The sequence below is a fragment of the Duganella sp. HH101 genome, from assembly GCF_001758795.1.
Taxonomy (GTDB): domain Bacteria; phylum Pseudomonadota; class Gammaproteobacteria; order Burkholderiales; family Burkholderiaceae_D; genus Rugamonas; species Rugamonas rivuli.
Map to the genome: position 1 here is coordinate 225089 of NZ_LRON01000010.1, position 18515 is coordinate 243603.

Annotated in this window: 18 protein-coding genes; 9 read left to right on the top strand and 9 right to left on the bottom strand. The window is 62.4% G+C overall.

Annotated features, from left to right (window positions below):
• Positions 1–2: 2 nt before the first annotated feature.
• From DUGA2_RS17895 to mpl, 3 genes are read right to left on the bottom strand one after another with little or no spacing between them, the layout of a single operon-like run.
• Positions 3–596: a chorismate lyase gene (locus DUGA2_RS17895; RefSeq protein ID WP_071658936.1), complete on the bottom strand. Its 594-nt coding sequence runs from the start codon at positions 594–596 to the stop codon at positions 3–5.
• Positions 593–1171, bottom strand: coding sequence for a YqiA/YcfP family alpha/beta fold hydrolase (locus DUGA2_RS17900; protein ID WP_070270832.1), 579 nt, complete (start codon positions 1169–1171; stop codon positions 593–595). The genes DUGA2_RS17895 and DUGA2_RS17900 overlap by 4 nt, the downstream gene beginning before the upstream one ends.
• The gene (gene mpl, locus DUGA2_RS17905; protein WP_071658937.1) at positions 1168–2535 is read right to left on the bottom strand and encodes a UDP-N-acetylmuramate:L-alanyl-gamma-D-glutamyl-meso-diaminopimelate ligase; all 1368 of its coding nucleotides are present in this window, start codon (positions 2533–2535) and stop codon (positions 1168–1170) included. The genes DUGA2_RS17900 and mpl overlap by 4 nt, the downstream gene beginning before the upstream one ends.
• A gap of 78 nt (positions 2536–2613) precedes the next feature.
• Between mpl and DUGA2_RS17910 the strand changes: the two genes are divergently transcribed.
• The 8 genes from DUGA2_RS17910 (at position 2614) to DUGA2_RS17945 (ending at position 9735) form a co-directional block, all read left to right on the top strand.
• On the top strand, positions 2614–3255 hold the full coding sequence (locus DUGA2_RS17910) for a hypothetical protein (RefSeq protein ID WP_070270834.1): 642 nt from the start codon (positions 2614–2616) through the stop codon (positions 3253–3255).
• Positions 3252–3800, top strand: a complete 549-nt coding sequence (locus DUGA2_RS17915; protein ID WP_070270835.1) for a TlpA disulfide reductase family protein — start codon at positions 3252–3254, stop codon at positions 3798–3800. Before DUGA2_RS17910 ends, DUGA2_RS17915 begins: the two co-directional genes overlap by 4 nt.
• Positions 3801–3884: 84 nt before the next feature.
• Complete coding sequence (gene aroQ / locus DUGA2_RS17920; RefSeq protein ID WP_008452094.1) at positions 3885–4322, top strand: type II 3-dehydroquinate dehydratase; 438 nt, start codon at positions 3885–3887, stop codon at positions 4320–4322.
• 89 nt (positions 4323–4411) lie between these two features.
• On the top strand, positions 4412–4876 hold the full coding sequence (gene accB / locus DUGA2_RS17925) for an acetyl-CoA carboxylase biotin carboxyl carrier protein (protein WP_070270836.1): 465 nt from the start codon (positions 4412–4414) through the stop codon (positions 4874–4876).
• 111 nt (positions 4877–4987) lie between these two features.
• Positions 4988–6373 (top strand): acetyl-CoA carboxylase biotin carboxylase subunit, encoded by a 1386-nt coding sequence (gene accC / locus DUGA2_RS17930; protein WP_008452097.1) that lies wholly within the window; start codon positions 4988–4990, stop codon positions 6371–6373.
• Complete coding sequence (gene prmA, locus DUGA2_RS17935; protein WP_070270837.1) at positions 6373–7305, top strand: 50S ribosomal protein L11 methyltransferase; 933 nt, start codon at positions 6373–6375, stop codon at positions 7303–7305. Before accC ends, prmA begins: the two co-directional genes overlap by 1 nt.
• A gap of 8 nt (positions 7306–7313) precedes the next feature.
• Positions 7314–8786: a DUF3426 domain-containing protein gene (locus DUGA2_RS17940; RefSeq protein ID WP_071658938.1), complete on the top strand. Its 1473-nt coding sequence runs from the start codon at positions 7314–7316 to the stop codon at positions 8784–8786.
• Positions 8787–8796: 10 nt separating this feature from the next.
• A complete protein-coding gene (locus DUGA2_RS17945; RefSeq protein ID WP_070270839.1) occupies positions 8797–9735 on the top strand; it encodes a carbohydrate kinase family protein in 939 nt (312 codons plus the stop codon).
• Between the two features lie 93 nt (positions 9736–9828).
• Here the strand turns inward: DUGA2_RS17945 and DUGA2_RS17950 are convergent, their stop codons facing one another.
• Positions 9829–10341 (bottom strand): YggT family protein, encoded by a 513-nt coding sequence (locus tag DUGA2_RS17950; RefSeq protein ID WP_070270840.1) that lies wholly within the window; start codon positions 10339–10341, stop codon positions 9829–9831.
• A gap of 98 nt (positions 10342–10439) precedes the next feature.
• Positions 10440–11453: a transcriptional regulator gene (locus tag DUGA2_RS32770; RefSeq protein WP_071658939.1), complete on the bottom strand. Its 1014-nt coding sequence runs from the start codon at positions 11451–11453 to the stop codon at positions 10440–10442.
• 1362 nt (positions 11454–12815) lie between these two features.
• Here DUGA2_RS32770 and DUGA2_RS32780 point away from each other — a divergent pair.
• On the top strand, positions 12816–13208 hold the full coding sequence (locus tag DUGA2_RS32780; RefSeq protein ID WP_071658940.1) for a HipA domain-containing protein: 393 nt from the start codon (positions 12816–12818) through the stop codon (positions 13206–13208).
• Positions 13209–13254: 46 nt separating this feature from the next.
• Here DUGA2_RS32780 and DUGA2_RS17965 read toward each other — a convergent pair whose 3' ends face one another.
• The 4 genes from DUGA2_RS17965 to DUGA2_RS17980 form a co-directional block, all read right to left on the bottom strand.
• Positions 13255–14382: a ribonucleotide-diphosphate reductase subunit beta gene (locus DUGA2_RS17965; RefSeq protein WP_070270843.1), complete on the bottom strand. Its 1128-nt coding sequence runs from the start codon at positions 14380–14382 to the stop codon at positions 13255–13257.
• 74 nt (positions 14383–14456) lie between these two features.
• Positions 14457–17384, bottom strand: coding sequence for a ribonucleoside-diphosphate reductase subunit alpha (locus DUGA2_RS17970; RefSeq protein ID WP_070270844.1), 2928 nt, complete (start codon positions 17382–17384; stop codon positions 14457–14459).
• 269 nt (positions 17385–17653) lie between these two features.
• On the bottom strand, positions 17654–18289 hold the full coding sequence (ampD, locus tag DUGA2_RS17975) for a 1,6-anhydro-N-acetylmuramyl-L-alanine amidase AmpD (RefSeq protein WP_070270845.1): 636 nt from the start codon (positions 18287–18289) through the stop codon (positions 17654–17656).
• The coding region (locus DUGA2_RS17980; protein WP_210402571.1) for a helix-turn-helix domain-containing protein at positions 18286–18515 on the bottom strand (230 nt) is incomplete at its 5' end. The genes ampD and DUGA2_RS17980, both read right to left, overlap by 4 nt.

Here is an 18515-nt window from a genome sequence, read left to right on the forward strand (position 1 = left end):
TGCTAGCTTCTGTTCGTTGTTATTAGTTTCAATTCCAGCACGGAAGGCAGAAACACTTCCGTCACCAGCAGGGTACCCTGACGGCGCCTGTATAAACAGCGCCGTGCATATAATATGAGTTCTTGCGGACCATCCAGCCCGAGCGCCCTGCGCGTGCGCTGCGCCAAAGGATGCCCTTCCCGCAATCTTGCAAATTCCAAAACACCGCGCCGCACCTGCGGGTCGCCGAACAGCGTCGTGCCCAGCGAGCGCTCGCCCAGCGCGCTGAACAGGGGCCAGTCGGTGGCCGTGGCCGACATCGGCACCACCGTGTGCGCGAACACCACAGGCGTATTATCACACCGCAGCAGCACTTCCCTCTCCCAGACGCGGCCGGGGCGATGCATGCCGATCGCCGCCGCCTCGTCCGTCAGGCAGCGCGCGGTGGTCTGGTGCAGGCACTGCACGCGGAAGGCATGGCTGTGCGCCTTCAGCTTGGCGGTCAGCGAACCGTCGGCGGTCAGCCACTGGCGGTAGGCCGGCGGCGCGTTCAGGGCCAGCACGTGCGGCTGCCACTGCGTCTGCCGCAATGAGGCGCCACGTGTGGAGGCCGTCACTGCCGTGCCTCGATACCGCAAAACGCCAACACAGACTCCACATAGTCGGGGAACTCGGAAATGCCATGGTCGCTGCCGGCTATCACATGCTGGCGCGCGCCCGCATAGTGCGCCACCATGTCGCGATAGTCCAGCACTTCGTCGCCGGTGGCGGCGATCAGGAAGTAGCGCTGCTGGCGCGTGACCGGATTGACGGCCAGCGCGCGCAGCTCTTCTATATAGTCGCGCTTGAATTCGAAAGGCTCGTCGGAATGGAATTGCGTGGTCACGCCGACGTGCTGGTCCAGATCCTTGAGCGGCACGATGGCCGGGTTCAGCAACACGGCGCGACAGCCGATGCGCTCGGCCAGCCAGGTGGCGTAGTAGCCGCCCAGCGATGAGCCGACGATGGCCAGTTCGCCGGCGGGGATGCCGTCTATTAAGGACAGCGCCAGTTCCATCGCCAGTTTCGGCGAGGCCGGCAGCTGCGGGCAGATGAACTGTTCCGACAGGCCCAGCGCCGCCATGCGCTCCGCCATCACGCGCGCCTTCATCGATTTCGGCGACGAGCGGAATCCGTGCAGATAGAGGATCATCGCGCCAGCGCTTCCAGGATCTTGTTGTGCACGCCGCCGAAGCCGCCGTTGCTCATCACCAGGATCTGGTCGCCCGGTTGCGCGGCCTTGACGATGGCGGCCACCAGCGTGTCGATGTCTTCATAGGCGCTGGCGATCTGGCCCAGCGGCGCCAAGGCGTCGCCCAGGCTCCAGCCCAGCGCCTGCTGGCTGCCGTAGCCGAACACCAGGTCGGCGTCGGACAGGCTGCCCGGCAGCGCATCCTTCATCGCGCCCAGCTTCATGGTGTTGGAGCGCGGCTCCAGCACGGCCAGGATACGGCTTTGTTTGCCGACCTTCTGGCGCAGGCCGCCGACGGTGGTGGCGATGGCGGTCGGATGGTGGGCGAAATCGTCATAAACAGTAATACCGTTTACCACGCCGCGCACTTCCATGCGGCGCTTGACGTTCTCGAAGCTGGCCAGCGACTTGGCCGCCTGCGCCACCGGCACGCCGACGTGGCGGGCGGCGGCGATCGCTGCCAACGCGTTGGTGCGGTTGTGCTTGCCGGTCAGCGACCACTGCACATGGCCGGCCGTTTCGCCGCCGAAAATCACGTCGAAGCTGCCGTCATCGTATTCCTTCATCGCCCAATCCGCGCCTTCGCTGCCGCCGAAGCTTTCCTTCTCGCTCCAGCAGCCGCGCTTGAGCACGCGTTGCAGCGCCGCTTCGTCGGCGTTGAACACGACCCGGCCGATGCCGGGCACGGTGCGCACGAGGTGGTGGAATTGGGTTTCGATGGCGCCCAGATCGGGGAAGATGTCGGCGTGATCGTATTCCAGGTTGTTCAGGATCGCGGTCTTGGCGTGGTAGTGCACGAACTTGCTGCGCTTGTCGAAGAAGGCCGTGTCGTACTCGTCGGCCTCGATGACGAAGAAGATCGAATCCTTGTCGCCCTGCATGCGCGCCGAGACGCCGAAATTCATCGGCACGCCGCCGATCAGGAAGCCGGGCGCGTAGCCGGCATCTTCCAATATCCAGGTCAGCATGGCCGAGGTGGTGGTCTTGCCGTGCGTGCCGGCCACGGCCAGCACCCATTTGTCTTTTAGTATGTGGTCGCCTATCCACTGCGGGCCGGACACGTAAGGCAGGCCGCGGTTCATGATCTCTTCGATCAGCGGATTGCCGCGCGAGACCACGTTGCCGATCACGTACAGGTCGGGATTGAGCTGCACCTGTTCCGGGCCGAAGCCCTGGATCAGCTCTATGCCCTGGGCTTCCAGCTGGGTGCTCATCGGCGGATAAACATTGGCATCGCAGCCAGTCACGCGGTGGCCCGCTTCTTTTGCCAGGACAGCCAGGCCGCCCATGAAGGTGCCGCAAATACCGAGAATATGAATGTGCATAGTGATCAAGACGACGATTGAATACGGGATTTTACCCGACCCGCCGCCCTTTTCCCGGTTCAGAGTATTATCTCGTCCATGACGCCGAATGTTATCGAAGAAGTCCTGCTGCTGCGTGCGGAGATCGCCGCGGCCGCCGCACGCCTGATCGCCCAGGATGGCCACGACTACAACAGCGCCAAGCGCAAGGCCGCCAAACAGATACTCGGCGACACCCAGCCGCCGCTGAACCTGTTGCCGGACAACGCACAGATCGAGGCGGAAGTGCGCATCTACCAGTCGCTGTTCCATGCCGACACCCAGCCCGCCCGCCTGTTCCGGCTGCGCACGCTGGCGGTCGACATCATGGACGGCCTGGCCGCCTTCCATCCCTATCTGACCGGCGCCGTATTGAATGGCACGGCCGGCCCGCACGACGACATCCACCTGCAGCTGTTCGCCGACAGCGCCAAGGAAGTGGAAATCTTCCTGCTGAACCGCAATTTGCAAATCGATATCTCCGAGACGCCCCACTTCAAGGGTCCGCGCTACGGCACGGTCGAAACGGTCAGCTTCATGTGGCACAAGGAAGGCGTGCACGCCGCCCTGTATGAGCTGGACGACCTGCGTGGCGCCGTCAAAACCCGCGGCGACGGCAAATTAATGCGCGCCGACATCGCCGCCGTGCGCGCCCTACTAGTTAACAGTACTCAAGAAAACCCCAACCCAAATCCGCCATGAATCAAAAACACCTCGCCGCCTATGTTGTTGTCGCTTTGCTATTCGGTGCATCCGGCGCCTATGTCGGCATGCATAAAAAAGAAGCCGCGCCGCCGCTCACCGCCACCCAGCCGCCCGGCGTCACCGGTCCGGTCGATAGCTTATATAAGTTGACGCTGCCCGACGCCAAGGGCGTCGCCCAAGCGCTGGGCCAGTACAAAGGCAAGGCCACGCTGGTCAATTTCTGGGCGCCGTGGTGCGGTCCGTGCGTGCAGGAGATGCCGGAGCTGTCGGCGCTGGCCGCCGGAGAAGAGGGTAAGAAGCTGCAAGTTATCGGAATCGGTATCGATTCAGCAACAAATATCACCGATTTTAACGACAAGTTCAAAATCACCTATCCAGTCTTCGTCGCCGGCATGGCCGGCACCGAGCTCTCCCGCACCTTCGGCAACGCCGCCGGCGGCCTTCCCTACACGGTGCTGATCGGCGCCGACGGCCAGGTCAAGAAGACCTATCTGGGCCGTTTGAAGTTTGACGAGCTGCGCAAGGATCTGGCAACTCTGTAAATAGTTTTGCAAGTTTTTTTCTCTTGCCAATGCCGACGGTTGGCGGCAAAATGCGGAACTTTCGCGGAAAACGGTCCTGAACCCATGGCAAAAAACCTCCTCCTGCTCAACGGTCCCAACCTGAATTTACTGGGAAGCCGCGAGCCAGAGGTCTACGGCGCTAGCACTTTGGCCGACATCGAACACGCTGCCCAGGCACAAGCCCAGGCGGCGGGCGCGAGCTTGTCCTGCTTTCAGAGCAACCACGAAGGGGCGCTGATCGACCGCATCCATGCCGCCAGAACGGAAGGCGTGGACGCCATCGTCATCAACCCGGGCGGCCTGACCCACACCAGCGTGGCCTTGCGCGACGCGCTGGCGGGGGTGGCGATACCGTTTGTTGAAGTGCATATTTCGAATATTTACCAGCGCGAGTCGTTTCGCCACCACTCATTTCTTAGCGCGATCGCTATAGGTACTATTTGCGGACTGGGTATCGAAGGATATCGGTTTGCCATCGACTTCGTTCTTAAAAAGCGATAATCTACGCGATCTGCGCGCAATTCCGCGCGGCTCCGCCCAAAAAGCGCTGCCGCTCACACTTACATAACAAAGACATTCCTGGGGGTTACATGGATTTACGCAAGCTGAAGACCTTGATTGATTTGGTCGCAGAATCGGACATCGCCGAGCTCGAAGTGACCGAAGGCGAGAGCAAAGTACGCATCGTCAAGTCGTCCGCCATGCCGCAAAACCAAATGGTGATGATGCAGCCGCAAGGCATGCCGCAATACCACGCCGCCCCGGCAGCCGCCGCGCCAGCCGCAGCAGCCCCTGTCGCCGCCGTCGCCGCCGAGCCGACCGGCCACGTGGTCAAATCGCCGATGGTCGGAACCTTCTACCGTTCGTCCGCGCCAGGTTCGCCGGCGTTCGTCGAAGTGGGCGCCACCGTCAAGGAAGGCGACACCCTGTGCATCATCGAAGCGATGAAGCTGCTGAACGAAATCGACGCCGACAAGTCCGGCACGATCACCCAGATTCTGGTCGAGAACGGCCAGCCGGTCGAATTCGGCCAACCGCTGTTTGTGATAGGCTAAGACCGGCCTGCGCCCTCCCCATCGGTGACGGGCGCGCCGGCTTGGTCCGCATTCCCTCCTCTACCTGACGTTACCGGCTTGCCGGTGCTCACAGACATACGCGAACCTATCATGTTTGAAAAAATCCTCATCGCCAACCGTGGCGAAATTGCCCTCCGTATCCAGCGCGCTTGCCGCGAACTGGGCATCAAGACGGTTGTGGTCCACTCGGAAGCAGACAAAGACGCCAAATACGTGAAGTTGGCGGATGAATCGGTGTGCATCGGTCCTGCGCCTTCGACGCTCAGCTACCTGAACATGCCGGCCATCATCAGCGCCGCCGAAGTGACGGACGCGGAAGCGATCCACCCGGGCTACGGCTTCCTGTCGGAGAACGCCGACTTCGCCGAGCGCGTGGAAAAATCCGGCTTCGTCTTCATCGGTCCCCGCTCCGAATCGATCCGCCTGATGGGCGACAAGGTCTCGGCCAAGCAAACCATGATCAAGGCAGGCGTACCGTGCGTGCCAGGTTCGGACGGCGCGTTGCCGGACGATCCAAAGGCTATCGTGCAAATTGCGCGCAAAGTCGGCTACCCGGTCATCATCAAGGCGGCTGGCGGCGGCGGTGGCCGCGGCATGCGCGTGGTGCATACCGAAGCGGCATTGATCAACGCCGTGGCGATGACCAAGACCGAAGCGGGCACCGCGTTCGGCAATCCCGAAGTCTATATGGAGAAGTACCTGGAAAATCCGCGCCACGTGGAGATCCAGATCCTCGCCGATGAACACAAGAACGCCGTCTGGCTGGGCGAACGCGACTGCTCGATGCAGCGCCGCCACCAGAAGGTCATCGAAGAAGCGCCGGCGCCGGGCATCCCGCGCAAGCTGATCGAAAAGATCGGCGACCGCTGCGCCGAAGCCTGCCGCAAGATCGGCTACCGTGGCGCCGGCACCTTCGAGTTCCTGTATGAGAACGGCGAGTTCTACTTCATCGAAATGAACACCCGCGTGCAGGTGGAACACCCTGTCACCGAAATGATCACCGGCATCGACATCGTGCAGGAACAGATCCGCATCGCCGCCGGCGAGAAGCTGCGCTTCCGCCAGCGCGACGTCATGCTGTCCGGCCACGCGGTCGAGTGCCGCATCAACGCCGAAGACCCGTTCAAGTTCACGCCGTCGCCGGGCCGCATCACTTCCTGGCACGTGCCGGGCGGCCCGGGCGTGCGCGTCGACTCGCACGCGTATGCGGGGTATTATGTACCGCCGCACTACGATTCGATGATCGGCAAGGTGATCGCCTACGGCGCCACCCGCGAGCAGGCGATCCGCCGCATGCAGATCGCGCTGTCGGAAATGGTGGTCGAAGGCATCCAGACCAACATCCCGCTGCACCGCGAGCTGATGGTCGACGCCCGCTTCATCGAAGGCGGCACCAACATCCATTACCTGGAACAAAAGCTGGCAGACATGCCGGACCTGCATAAACTGAGTTTGAGTAACAAGGCGCCACAATAATGAGCTGGACTGAAATCGTCATCGAAATCGCCCGCGACCACGCGGAAGCACTGTCGGAAGCCCTGATGGACGTGGGCGCGCTGTCGGTGTCCGTGGAAGACGCGGACGAAGGCACGGACGCGGAAAAACCGCTGTTCGGCGAGCCGGGCATGGAACCGACCGAAGCGGCATGGGATCACAGCCGCGTGGTCGCCCTGACCGACGAAGATGACGACCAGGCCGTGATCGTCGCCGCCGCCGCCGGCCAGATCGGCCTGGCGACGCTGCCGAAGTTCACCACCCGCAAGGTGGAAGAGCAGGACTGGGTGCGCCTGACCCAGTCGCAGTTCGCGCCCATCCACATCGGCAAGAACATCTGGGTCGTGCCGAGCTGGCACGAAGCGCCGGACGCCAACGGCCTGATCCTGGAACTGGATCCGGGCCTGGCCTTCGGCACCGGCTCGCACCCGACCACCCGTCTGTGCATGGAGTGGCTGGAAGCGAATCCGGCGCCGGGCAAGACCGTGCTCGACTACGGTTGCGGCTCCGGCATCCTGGCCATGGTGGCCAAGAAGGTCGGCGCGGGCGAAGTGGTCGGCGTGGACATCGATCCGCAGGCGATCGAATCGGCGGCCGACAATGCCCAGCGCAACAAGTGCGAGATCGAGTACTTCCTGCCGGACACCTTCGCGCAATCGCAGCACGCCACGCAGCGTTTCGACATCGTCGTCGCCAACATCCTGTCCAGCCCGCTCAAATTGATGGCGCCCATGCTGTCGGGCCGCGTGGCCGACGGCGGCGCACTGATCCTGTCCGGCGTGCTGGCGCGCCAGGCCGAGGAAGTGGCGGCCGCCTATGCGCCGTTCATCAAGCTGGGCGTATGGGCCGAGCAAGACGGCTGGGTGGCCCTGCATGGCCGCCTCGGCAGCGACGTGGTTCCAGCGGCGCGCTAACCACAGCAATGGCGCTCGCCACAAAATGCCCCCACTGCAACACGATATTTCGGGTCGCCCATGACCAGTTGAAATTACGTGGGGGCATAGTGCGCTGTGGCTCCTGCAATGAAGTTTTTGACGGCAACGCGGCCCTGCTGGAGCCGCTCGCCGCGCCGGCAACGGCGCCTGTACCAGCCCAACTCCCCTCCCCACTGCCCGAACCAGTCGCCTTCGACCAGAAGATGGCCGCGCTGGATACCCGCGCCGCCGAAGTGCTGAGCAGCGACGAGGCCGAACCCATCTACACGCTGGAACTCGATACCGCCCTGGACGCGGCTGAGGCGGCTGAAGCCGCCGAGACCGCCGAGGCTGCAGATGAGCCCGCTACCGAAGACGCCGCCGCGCCGCCGGACAGCGAGCCGGCCGACGCCATCGCGCTGCCAACCGAGCCTGCCACTCTGCCGCCCGCCGTGGAAGTAGCGCTGGACCTCGACCTCGACGTGGAGGCCGAGCCTGAGCCCGGGCAGCCTGAGCCGGCCGCGCAGGCAGCCACCGAGCCCGAACCCGAACCCGCCATCGACGCGCAGTGGCGCGACGACGAGCCGCTTGAAAACGCGCTCAGCATCGAAGCCATGTCGGACGAAGAGCTGGAAGCGGCGCTGGCTGCCGAACTGGCCGTCCTGGAACAGGACAGCAGCGCACAACCGGCCGGCGACACCGAAGCGGCGCCAGACACCTTCACCTCCGTCCTGCCCGCGGAACGCCTGGAACCGCCCCTGGACGAAGCGCCGCCGGCCGGCACCACCGCCGTGCCGACCGAAGCCTCGCGCTTCAACGAGCTGGAAGAGATCGACGAAGAAGCGCTGGTGCAGCTGTCGTCCGCCGGCCTGGCCGAAGCGCAGTCCGCCCGCGCCCACGCCCACCTGCTGGCCGACCCGGCCGACACCGATACCGACAGCAGCCCCGACACCGAAGCCGAAGAACCCGGCTTCATCAAGCGCGAGCGGCGCCGCCAGAAGTTCGGCAAGGCCGCGACCATCGCCATGAGCCTGGGCTCCCTGCTGCTGGTGGCGACGCTGGCGGCCCAGGGCCTGACCACCTTCCGCAACCAGATCGCCGCCGCGCTGCCGCCGCTCAAGCCGGCGCTGACGGCCGCCTGCAACGCGCTCGGCTGCAAGATCGAACTGCCGGCGCAGATCGACGACCTCAGCATCGAACAGGGCGAGCTGCAAACCCTGAGCGACACCAGCTTCTCCTTCACCACCCAGCTGCGCAACCAGAGCGCCACCGCGCAAGCGTGGCCGCACATCGAACTGGTGCTGGACGACGCCAACGACAAGGCCGTGCTGCGCCGCGTGTTCACCCCGCGCGAGTACCTGGGCGCCGACGTCGCGCTCGACAAAGGCTTCGCCCCGCACACCGAACAATCTGTCAAACTGTACTTTGAACTGAGCCAGCTGAAAGCATCCGGCTATCACATCGCAGTCTTCTATCCATAAAGACCACATCATGACCCAGACCTCCCTGATTTGCGGCTCGATCGCAATCGACACCATCCTGCAATTCCCCGGCCGCTTCGACAGCCTGCTGCTGGCCGACCAGCTGCACAAGGTGAATGTCTCCTTCCTGGCGCCGACCATGCGCACCGAGTTCGGCGGCTGCGCCCCCAACATCGCCTACAACCTGCAACTGCTGGGCGGCCATCCGCGCATCGTCGGCGTCATGGGCCAGGACAACGCCGCCTACATGGAGCGCTTCCGCAAGCTCGGCCTGTCCACCGACAACATCCTGGTCAAGCCGGAAGCCTACAACGCCCAGTGCTTCGTCACCGCCGACGAAGACAACAACCAGATCAACGCCTTCCACCCGGGCGCCATGTCCTACGCGCACGAGAACGAAGTCGCCAAGGCCGGCCCTGCCGCCATCGCCATCATCTCGCCGGACGGCCACCTGGGCATGAAGAAGCACGCCGCCGACCTGGCCAAGCTGCAGATCCCGTTCATCTTCGACCCGGGCCAGCAGCTGCCGATGTTCAACGGCGAAGAGCTGATCGAGTTCATCGACAAAGCCACCTACGTCACCACCAACGACTACGAAATCGAACTGCTGATGGACCGCACCGGCCTGACCGTGCCGGACATCGCCAGCCGCCTGAAAGCGCTGATCATCACGCGCGGCGAAAACGGTTCGGAGATCCACACCGGCGGTCAGCGCATCGAGATCCCGGTGGTGCCGGTGGCCGAGGCGGTGGACCCGACCGGTTGCGGCGACGCCTACCGCGCCGGCCTGCTGTTCGGCATCACCAACGGCTGGACCTGGGAAAACACCGGCCGCCTGGCCAGCCTGCTGGGCGCGATCAAGATCGCCAGCAAGGGCGCGCAAAACCACAAGCCGACCGCAGCCGAGATCGCCGACCGCTTCGAAGCGGCCTTCGGCTACCGCTACTGATCAGCTAGGCCAAAAGAAAAAGCCCCCGTCGGCCTGAACGCGCTCAAGAGCGCGCCCAGTGCCGACGGGGGCTTTTTTCGTCCGGGGCGACGCTTAGCGTCCGCTGAACAGCATGCCCAGCACCAGCAGCGCGATCTGCAGCACGATCAGCGCCACCAGCAGCGACAGGTCGAGGTTGCCGACCAGCGGCACCACGCGGCGGATAGGCCGCAGCAGCGGCTCGTTGAGCGCGCGCACGAACGGCGCCAGCGGCGCATGCGGGTTCACCCAGCTGAAGATCGCCTCGATCACCAGCAAGGCCATGAAGCCGTACAAAATCCACTGCAGAAACCGCTGGAACGCCATCAGCAGCACCAGCGGCGTGGTCCAGCCGGCCAGGTACATCACCGAAGTGGCCAGCAGCACGATCAGGAACGCTCCGATCAGGCTGGCCCAGTCATAGCCGCCCACACCGGGCACGATGCGGCGCAGCGGGCGCACCAGCCAGTCCGACAGCTGGAACGTAAATTGGGCCACCGATGCCGGTGGGCGGACGCGGATCGCCTGCATCCAGAAACGCAACAACAACGCCCCGCCCAACAAGGTGGCGATGGCGTCGACAATCAACACGAGAATACTAAGCACGAGTCCCCTCCAAAAAAAAGCCGCTGTGTGATTGTCTCACACAGCGGCCCATTGCCTCAGCAGGCATCCAAGCTATTTAATCAGCTAGGACGGGTGCTGGTTGGGAACGGCCATGCTGCGGCCGGTGCCAACACGGTTTTTGCTGCAGGAGCGGCGGCCGGAGCTGGAGCGGCTGGCTTGGCGACAGCTTCCTTCTTCGGTGCAGCAGCCTTTTTCGGGGCAGCTTTTTTCACAGCTGGCTTGGCAGCAGGAGCGGCGGCTGCCGCTACTGGTGCAGCCGAAGCAGCGGCTGGAGCGGCGGCCGGTTTAGCGGCGACCTTCTTAGCTACTGGCTTCTTGGCAGCCGGCTTGGCGCTTGGCTTCGCAGCCGCGCCCTTAACTGGCTTTTTTGCTGCTGGCTTAGCCGCTGCCTTTGCAGCCGGTTTGGCTGCTGCTTTTACCACTGGTTTTTTGGCGACAGCTTTTTTGGCTGCTGGCTTGGCTGCTGCTTTAGCTGCTGGCTTGGCTGCCGGTTTGGCGGCGGCCTTTTTTGCTGCTGGCTTGGCGGCTACTTTTTTCGCTGCTGGTTTGGCTGCGGCTTTTTTAGCTGCTGGCTTGGCTGCTGCTTTAGCGACGACTTTTTTAGCTGCTGGTTTAGCGGCTACTTTTTTCGCTGCCGGCTTGGCTGCTGCTTTTTTAGCTGCTGGTTTAGCTGCGGCTTTTTTAGCTGCTGGCTTGGCTGCTGCCTTGGCGACGACTTTTTTAGCTGCTGGTTTGGCGGCTACTTTTTTCGCTGCTGGCTTGGCTGCTGCTTTTTTCGCTGCTGGCTTGGCTGCTGGTTTAGCGACAGTTTTTTTAGCGACTGGCTTGGCAGCGGCTTTTTTCACTGCTGGCTTGGCGGCTGCTTTGGCTGCTGGCTTGGCTGCTGGTTTAGCGGCGGCTTTTTTAGCGACTGGCTTGGCAGCTGCTTTTTTCACGGCTGGTTTAGCGGCTGGTTTGGCGGCAGCTTTCACTGCTGGCTTGGCGGCGGCTTTCGCTGCGACAGGCTTTTTCGCTGGGGCGGCGGCTTTAGCGGCCGGTTTCTTTGCTGCTGGTTTCTTTGCGGCTGTTGCCATTTTTAGTTCTCCTTCATCGGGGATGGGAAAAATTCATTACAAGATTTAAACCCGTCCGGCCCGGAATTAGGCCAGGCGAATTATTCATCGGCGCAAACGAACAACGGTTTGCGCTAATGAATTCGGCACCAGCTGAACTGCTGCAACCCCTCACGAGTGCAGCACTTCAGCCATCGACCTGCGCGCCGACCGTGGCCGGTTCGGCGTTCAGGTACAAATCTTGTTGCGACGTTTTGCGGGTGGTCGGGCGTGTACTCAGCTCCATGGACCTACGTCGCAGCCATTCACGGTTTTCGTTTTCAAACAAAAAACCGCCCAGCCCGAACCTAATCAGGCAAGACGGTTGAACAAAAACGGAGTGGTCTTGTGCATATCTGTGTGAATCTGTATCCCGTATCGCGATCATTTCTGCGGCATGTGCGACTTCAAATTTCTGCACATTTCAAAACACGCATTTTCAATCTCGTAAAGTACACGAAAACCTTGTCGGTGCGCAACCAGCACGATAGATATTCATGCGCTTTTTTTCGCGTTAAGCTCGTCAACTCACATACGCACGCCGATTCGGCATGCCCGCTTGCGTCGTCGCGCTGCGATGTGCGCGCTCAATCGAGTTCGAAAAAACGTTCGCGGCGTCGCGCGAAAAAAGTGCGCTTGAAAGCGCGCCTTGTGCCGTCTGGGTTTCTGCGATGCCGTCATCGCCGGCGGAAAAATCCGCGCCGCCCACTTCCGAATTCGAGAGCGCTTGCGCATCGCATGCGCGCCGCTGCTACTCACTGTTTTAAATTCGTCGCGATTATGAGACAGAGTGCGGCGAATGGCAAGCAGAATACTGCGGTGCGCGTCGGCGCTGATGCGCCGCGATGCGGTGCGCGGCGGTGCGTGTGCATCGCGCGCGCGAACAGCGGGCGTGTCGGCGCATGATGCGGCGCGTTCCGCGTCGCCGTTTTTGCGGCGGCGTCTGCGCGGTCGCGGCGCGCTTCATCAGCGCACGCAGTTCGCGCGACGAGCCGCAGCAGACTGGCACTGCCGCGCTTCGCATCGATGAAGTCGGCCAGTGTGCGCGCTGTGTTTAGCTATGAGTTAGCGGCGGACACTCGCTGTCGCGCTATGAGTGTCGTGTCGATCGACGACATGGAAAAAGCGCAGGGGGCAAACCGCAAACGCGCTCCGCGCAGAGTCTTCCCCACGACTCGCTCATACACCTAACGAATAAACTATTTCGAAAATTAAGGCGGACGCAGAGCGGCCTCTCTGCGCTCGACAGGCTGGCGTTCGTCGGCGACCGCGGCATGGGTGCGCTCAGCTATGAACCACCAGCGGCCAAGCCAGCACGCTGGACGATGCCGCCGGTGGCGAGTCGTGGCCGGTCCAATTCCCCGCGCAGAACAAGCGCCGGCGACACGCCATTTCGATCTGGACCGGCGACTGGCCGCCCTGCTGCATGTCGACTTCCGCCTGCCGTCGGTCGACTACAGCACCTTCCTGCGCGCCACACGTTTGATGACCGGCGATCAGCGGCAGGTCGACGCCGTGTTCCAGCGCTGCGTCTTCCATGTGCTGTTCAATAACCGGGACGACCACGCCAGGAATGCCTCATACCGAATGAACCGCGACTGGTACTGGCAACTATCGCCATGCTATGACCTGAGCTTCAATTCCGGCCCCTGGAGGCGAACATCAGATGGCGGTCATGGGAGAGCGCCAGTCGCCCGGCCTGGCGCCATCCACGCCAATCGCGACCGCCTGAAATGAAAAAAGCCTGGCAACCGCCAGGCTTTTTGCGTTGATACGTTACAGATTAATCCCAGTTCAGCGCGCCGCCGGTCTGGTATTCGATGACGCGGGTCTCGAAGAAGTTACGCTCTTTCTTCAGGTCGATCATCTCGCTCATCCATGGGAACGGGTTCTCTTCCTGGTCGAACAGCGTCTCCAGGCCGATCTGCGTGGCGCGGCGGTTGGCGATGAAGCGCAGGTAGCCCTTGAACATGGTGGCGTTCAGGCCCAGCACGCCGCGCGGCATGGTGTCTTCCGCGTAGGCGTATTCCAGGTCCACGGCCTTCAGGAACAGCTGCTTGATCTCTTCCTTGAAGGCCGGGGTCCACAGCAGCGGGTTTTCCATCTTGATGGTGTTGATCAAGTCGATGCCGAAATTGCAATGCATCGATTCGTCGCGCAGGATGTACTGGTACTGCTCGGCGGCGCCCATCATCTTGTTCTGGCGGCCCAGCGCCAGGATCTGGGTGAAGCCGACGTAGAAGAACAGGCCTTCCATCAGGCAGGCGAACACGATCAGGGACTTCAGCAGCTGCTGGTCGCTATGCACGGTGCCGGTGGTGAAGGCCGGGTCGGTCAGCGTGTTGATGAATGGGATCAGGAACTCGTCCTTGTCGCGGATCGACTTGACTTCGTTGTAGGCGTTGAAGATCTCGCCCTCGTCCAGGCCCAGCGACTCGACGATGTACTGGTAGGCGTGGGTGTGGATCGCCTCTTCGAAGGCCTGGCGCAGCAGGTACTGGCGGCATTCCGGCGCGGTGATGTGGCGGTAGGTGCCCAGCACGATGTTGTTGGCGGCCAGCGAGTCGGCGGTGACGAAGAAGCCCAGGTTGCGCTTGACCAGACGACGCTCGTCTTCGGTCAGGCCGTTCGGGTTCTTCCACAGCTCGATATCGCGCTGCATGTTCACTTCCTGCGGCATCCAGTGGTTGGCGCAGCCGGCCAGGTATTTGTCCCATGCCCACTTGTACTTGAACGGCACCAGCTGGTTGACGTCGGTTTTGCCGTTGATGATGCGCTTGTCGTCGGCATTGACGCGGCGCGCGACTTGCTCGGCATTGGCTTCGCCGGTGGCCAGTGCGGCTTGCGCAGCTTGATTACCCGCAGCTTGCGGTGCGGCCGATGCGGCCTCTTCGTCCCAGGACAGCGACATGATGGATTCCCTCTGAATTCTATGTGTATATATTAGTACAGTCGTTCCCGCGTTGGCGGGAACGACGCTTTAGATTACTGGCAGGCTTCGCATTCCTCGAAACCGTCGTCGCCAGGACGCAGGTAGCAGGCGGCGCCATCTTCCTCGGCAGCGGCCACCGGAGCCACCGGCGCTGGCGCAGCAGCAGCCATCGCGCTGGCCGACATGCCGCCGTCCACCGCCACCGCGTTCAGCGCGCCGGTCTTGGAGGTCGACTTCTCCGTATGGGTGGCGGAGGTGGTGCGCAGGTAGTAGGTGGTTTTCAGGCCACGCAGCCATGCCAGCTTGTACGTCTCGTCCAGCTTCTTGCCCGATGCGCCAGCCATGTAGATGTTCAGCGACTGCGCCTGGTCGATCCACTTCTGGCGGCGCGATGCTGCTTCCACCAGCCAGGTCGGCGACACTTCGAACGCGGTTGCATAAATATCACGCAGGTCTTGCGGGATGCGGTCGATCTTGGCCAGCGAGCCGTCGAAGTACTTCAGGTCGGAGATCATCACTTCATCCCACAGGTCGCGCGCCTTCAGGTCGCGCACCAGGTAGGCGTTGATCTCGGTGAACTCGCCCGACAGGTTGGACTTCACGTACAGGTTCTGGAAGGTCGGTTCGATGCAAGCCGACACGCCAATGATATTCGAAATGGTCGCGGTCGGAGCGATCGCCACGCAGTTCGAGTTACGCATGCCGAACTTCTTGATGCGGTCGCGCACCGGAGTCCAGTCCATGGCAGCCGAGGTATCCTGCTCCAGGTAGCCGCCGCGTTCGTCGGCCAGCAGCTTGATCGAGTCCTGCGGCAGGATGCCGCGGTCCCACAGCGAGCCTTTGTACGACTGATAGTGGCCGCGTTCTTCGGCCAGTTCGGTCGAAGCCAGGTAGGCGTAGTAGCACACCGCTTCCATCGAGGTGTCGGCGAAGGACACGGCTTCGTTCGACGAGAACGGAATGCGCATCATGTGCAGGCAGTCCTGGAAGCCCATCACGCCCAGGCCCACCGGACGGTGGCGCATATTGGCGTTGCGCGCTTTGTCGACGGCGTAGTAATTGATGTCGATCACATTGTCCAGCATGCGCATGGCGGTGCGGATGGTCTTTTTCAGCTTGACGTGATCCAGCTTGCCCTCTTTCATATGGGCCGGCATGTTGACCGAACCCAGGTTGCAGACGGCGATTTCGTCAGGGCCGGTGTTCAGCGTGATCTCGGTGCACAGGTTGGAGCTGTGGACCATGCCGACGTGCGACTGTGGCGAACGGATGTTGCATGGGTCTTTGAAGGTGATCCATGGGTGGCCGGTTTCGAACAGCATCGACAGCATCTTGCGCCACAGGTCCAGCGCGGCGATCTTCTTGAACACGCGGATTTCGCCGGCGGCGGCCTTGGCTTCGTAGCCCAGGTAGGCTTTTTCGAAGGCCTTGCCGACCAGGTCGTGCAGGTCGGGGGTGTCGGATGGCGAGAACAGGGTCCACTCGCCTTTTTCCATCACGCGCTTCATGAACATGTCCGGGATCCAGTTGGCGGTGTTCATGTCGTGGGTGCGGCGGCGGTCGTCGCCGGTGTTCTTGCGCAGGTCCAGGAACTCTTCGATGTCCATGTGCCAGGTTTCCAGGTAGGCGCAGACCGCGCCCTTGCGCTTGCCGCCCTGGTTGACCGCGACGGCGGTGTCGTTGACCACTTTCAGGAACGGCACCACGCCTTGCGATTTGCCGTTGGTGCCCTTGATGTGGGCGCCCAGTGCGCGCACAGGGGTCCAGTCGTTACCCAGGCCGCCGGCGAATTTCGCCAGCAGGGCGTTTTCCTTGATGGCGTCGTAGATGCCTTCCAGGTCGTCCGACACGGTGGTCAGGTAGCACGACGACAGCTGCGAACGCAGGGTGCCCGAGTTGAACAGGGTCGGGGTCGACGACATGAAGTCGAAGGTCGACAGCAGGTTGTAGAACTCGATGGCGCGCGCTTCGCGGTCGGATTCGTTCAGGGCCAGGCCCATGGCGACGCGCATGTAGAACGCCTGCGGCATTTCGATGCGGACGTCGCGCACGTGCAGGAAGTAGCGGTCGTACAGGGTTTGCAGGCCGATGTAGCCGAACTGCAGATCGCGGTCGGCGACCAGCGCCTTGGCCAGGCGGGCCAGGTCGAACTCGGCCAGCTTGGTGTCCAGCAGTTCGTTGGCGATACCCTTGGCGATGTATTGCGGGAAGTAGGTCACGTATTCGGCGGCGGCGGCGGCTTGCGCGACTTCCTTGCCGAAGACTTCCTTGCGGATCGTGTGCAGCAGGATGCGGGCCGTCACTTGCGAGTAGGCCGGATCCTTTTCCATCAGCGCGCGGGCGGCCAGGATGGCGGATTTGTGCAGTTCTTCGACCGGTACGCCGTCGTACAGGTTCTTCAGCGTCTCGGCCAGGATGGCGTCGGCGTCGACGTGCTTTTCCAGGCCGATGCAGGCGGCGTTGATCAGGCCGGTGACACGGCTCATTTCCAGCGGCTTGCGTTCGCCGTTTTCCAGCACGTGGATTTGCGGTGCTTCGATGGCGGCGGTGGCGCCCTGGGCTTCCTTGGCCAGACGGCGTTCTTCCATGTGCTTGGCGCGATACAGCACGTAGGCGCGGGCGACATCGTGTTCGCCGGAGCGCATCAGCGCCAGTTCGACCTGGTCTTGCACGTCTTCGATGTGGAAGGTGCCGCCCGATGGCTGACGGCGCACCAGTGCGGTGACGACGCTGGCGGTCAGCTGCTCTACCAATTCGCGGATGCGGGCCGAGGCTGCGCCCTGGCCGCCGTTCACGGCCAGGAAGGCCTTGGTGACGGCGATCGCGATTTTCGACGGTTCAAACGCGACGACCGCGCCGTTACGGCGGATGATGCGGTAGTCACCGAGGTCGCTGGCGGCCGTGACCGGGCTGCTGGCGGTGCTCGCAGCGGCTGCTGGTACCAGCGCTGGATTGATGGTGATGTCTTGAGTAGATTGCATTTAAGCTCCCCGATAACAGCGTGCAGTCAGTGCTGCGCGACGTAATGTTGTATAAAAAAAAGGCCAAAATGAAGCGACCTGCCAAACCTGCCTGGCCGGTTAAACTGCAATAAAATGGGTAGTGAACTGGCCTTGTAGGCTTGCAAATAGTTTAAGAACCAGTGTCATCAGAACTACTATATCTAGTGATTGGTGTGAATCGATACACTGATTGTAGTGGTCAGGTAATCGTAAGACAAGTGGAAATTTTGCCGTTTCAGGCAATTTTTCTATTGACTTTGCGGGAGGCCTTTTGCGAAGCGCAATACGGCGCTAGCGCCCACTAACGCGGGCTCATCCAGTGCCTTTTGATTAAGCAGCGTCTGCCAGTTTTTTCGATAATATTCCCAATCAAACAACGGTCCCGGGTCGGTTTTCCGGCCCGGCGCGATGTGTTCATGGCCCTGCACATCGGTCAGCGGATAGCGCGACTGCAGCGCCAGCGTCAGCGCGGCCAGCGCTTCGTACTGCGCCGGCTCGAAGCCGCTGTCGTCGGTGCCTTCCAGCTCCACGCCGATCGAATAGTCGTTGCACTTTTCGCGTCCGCGAAACACCGATTTGCCCGCATGCCAGGCCCTGTCGTTGGCAGAAACATACTGCATCACGCGGCCGTCGCGGCGGATGAAAAAGTGGCTCGACACCTTCAGCCCCCGCAGGTCCGCGAACGAGGGGTCAGTATTATAGTCCAAGCGGCCGGTGAACAGGTCGGACACGTGCGGGCCGCCGTAACTTCCACCCGGCAGCGAGATGTTGTGGACCACCAGCAGCGTGATGTCGGCGGGGTTGGGACGGTCGTCGGCGTGCGGGCTGTCGTAGCGGATCGCCTGCGGCCACCAGCCGTCGGCGCCCGGCGGCGGCGCGCTCACGCCTCCGGCTCCTGGATGTTCAGCTTCTGCATCTGGTAGCGCAGCTGGCGGAAGCTGATGCCCAGCAGATGGGCGGCCTGGGTGCGGTTGAACTGGGTCTGCGCCAGCGCCCGCAGGATGATGTCGCGCTCGATCTGGTTCAGATAGTCGGGCAGGCTGCTGGGCAGCGCGTCGAGATGGGGCAGCGGCGGCAAGCCTGCCCGACTATCTGAACCAGATCGAGCGC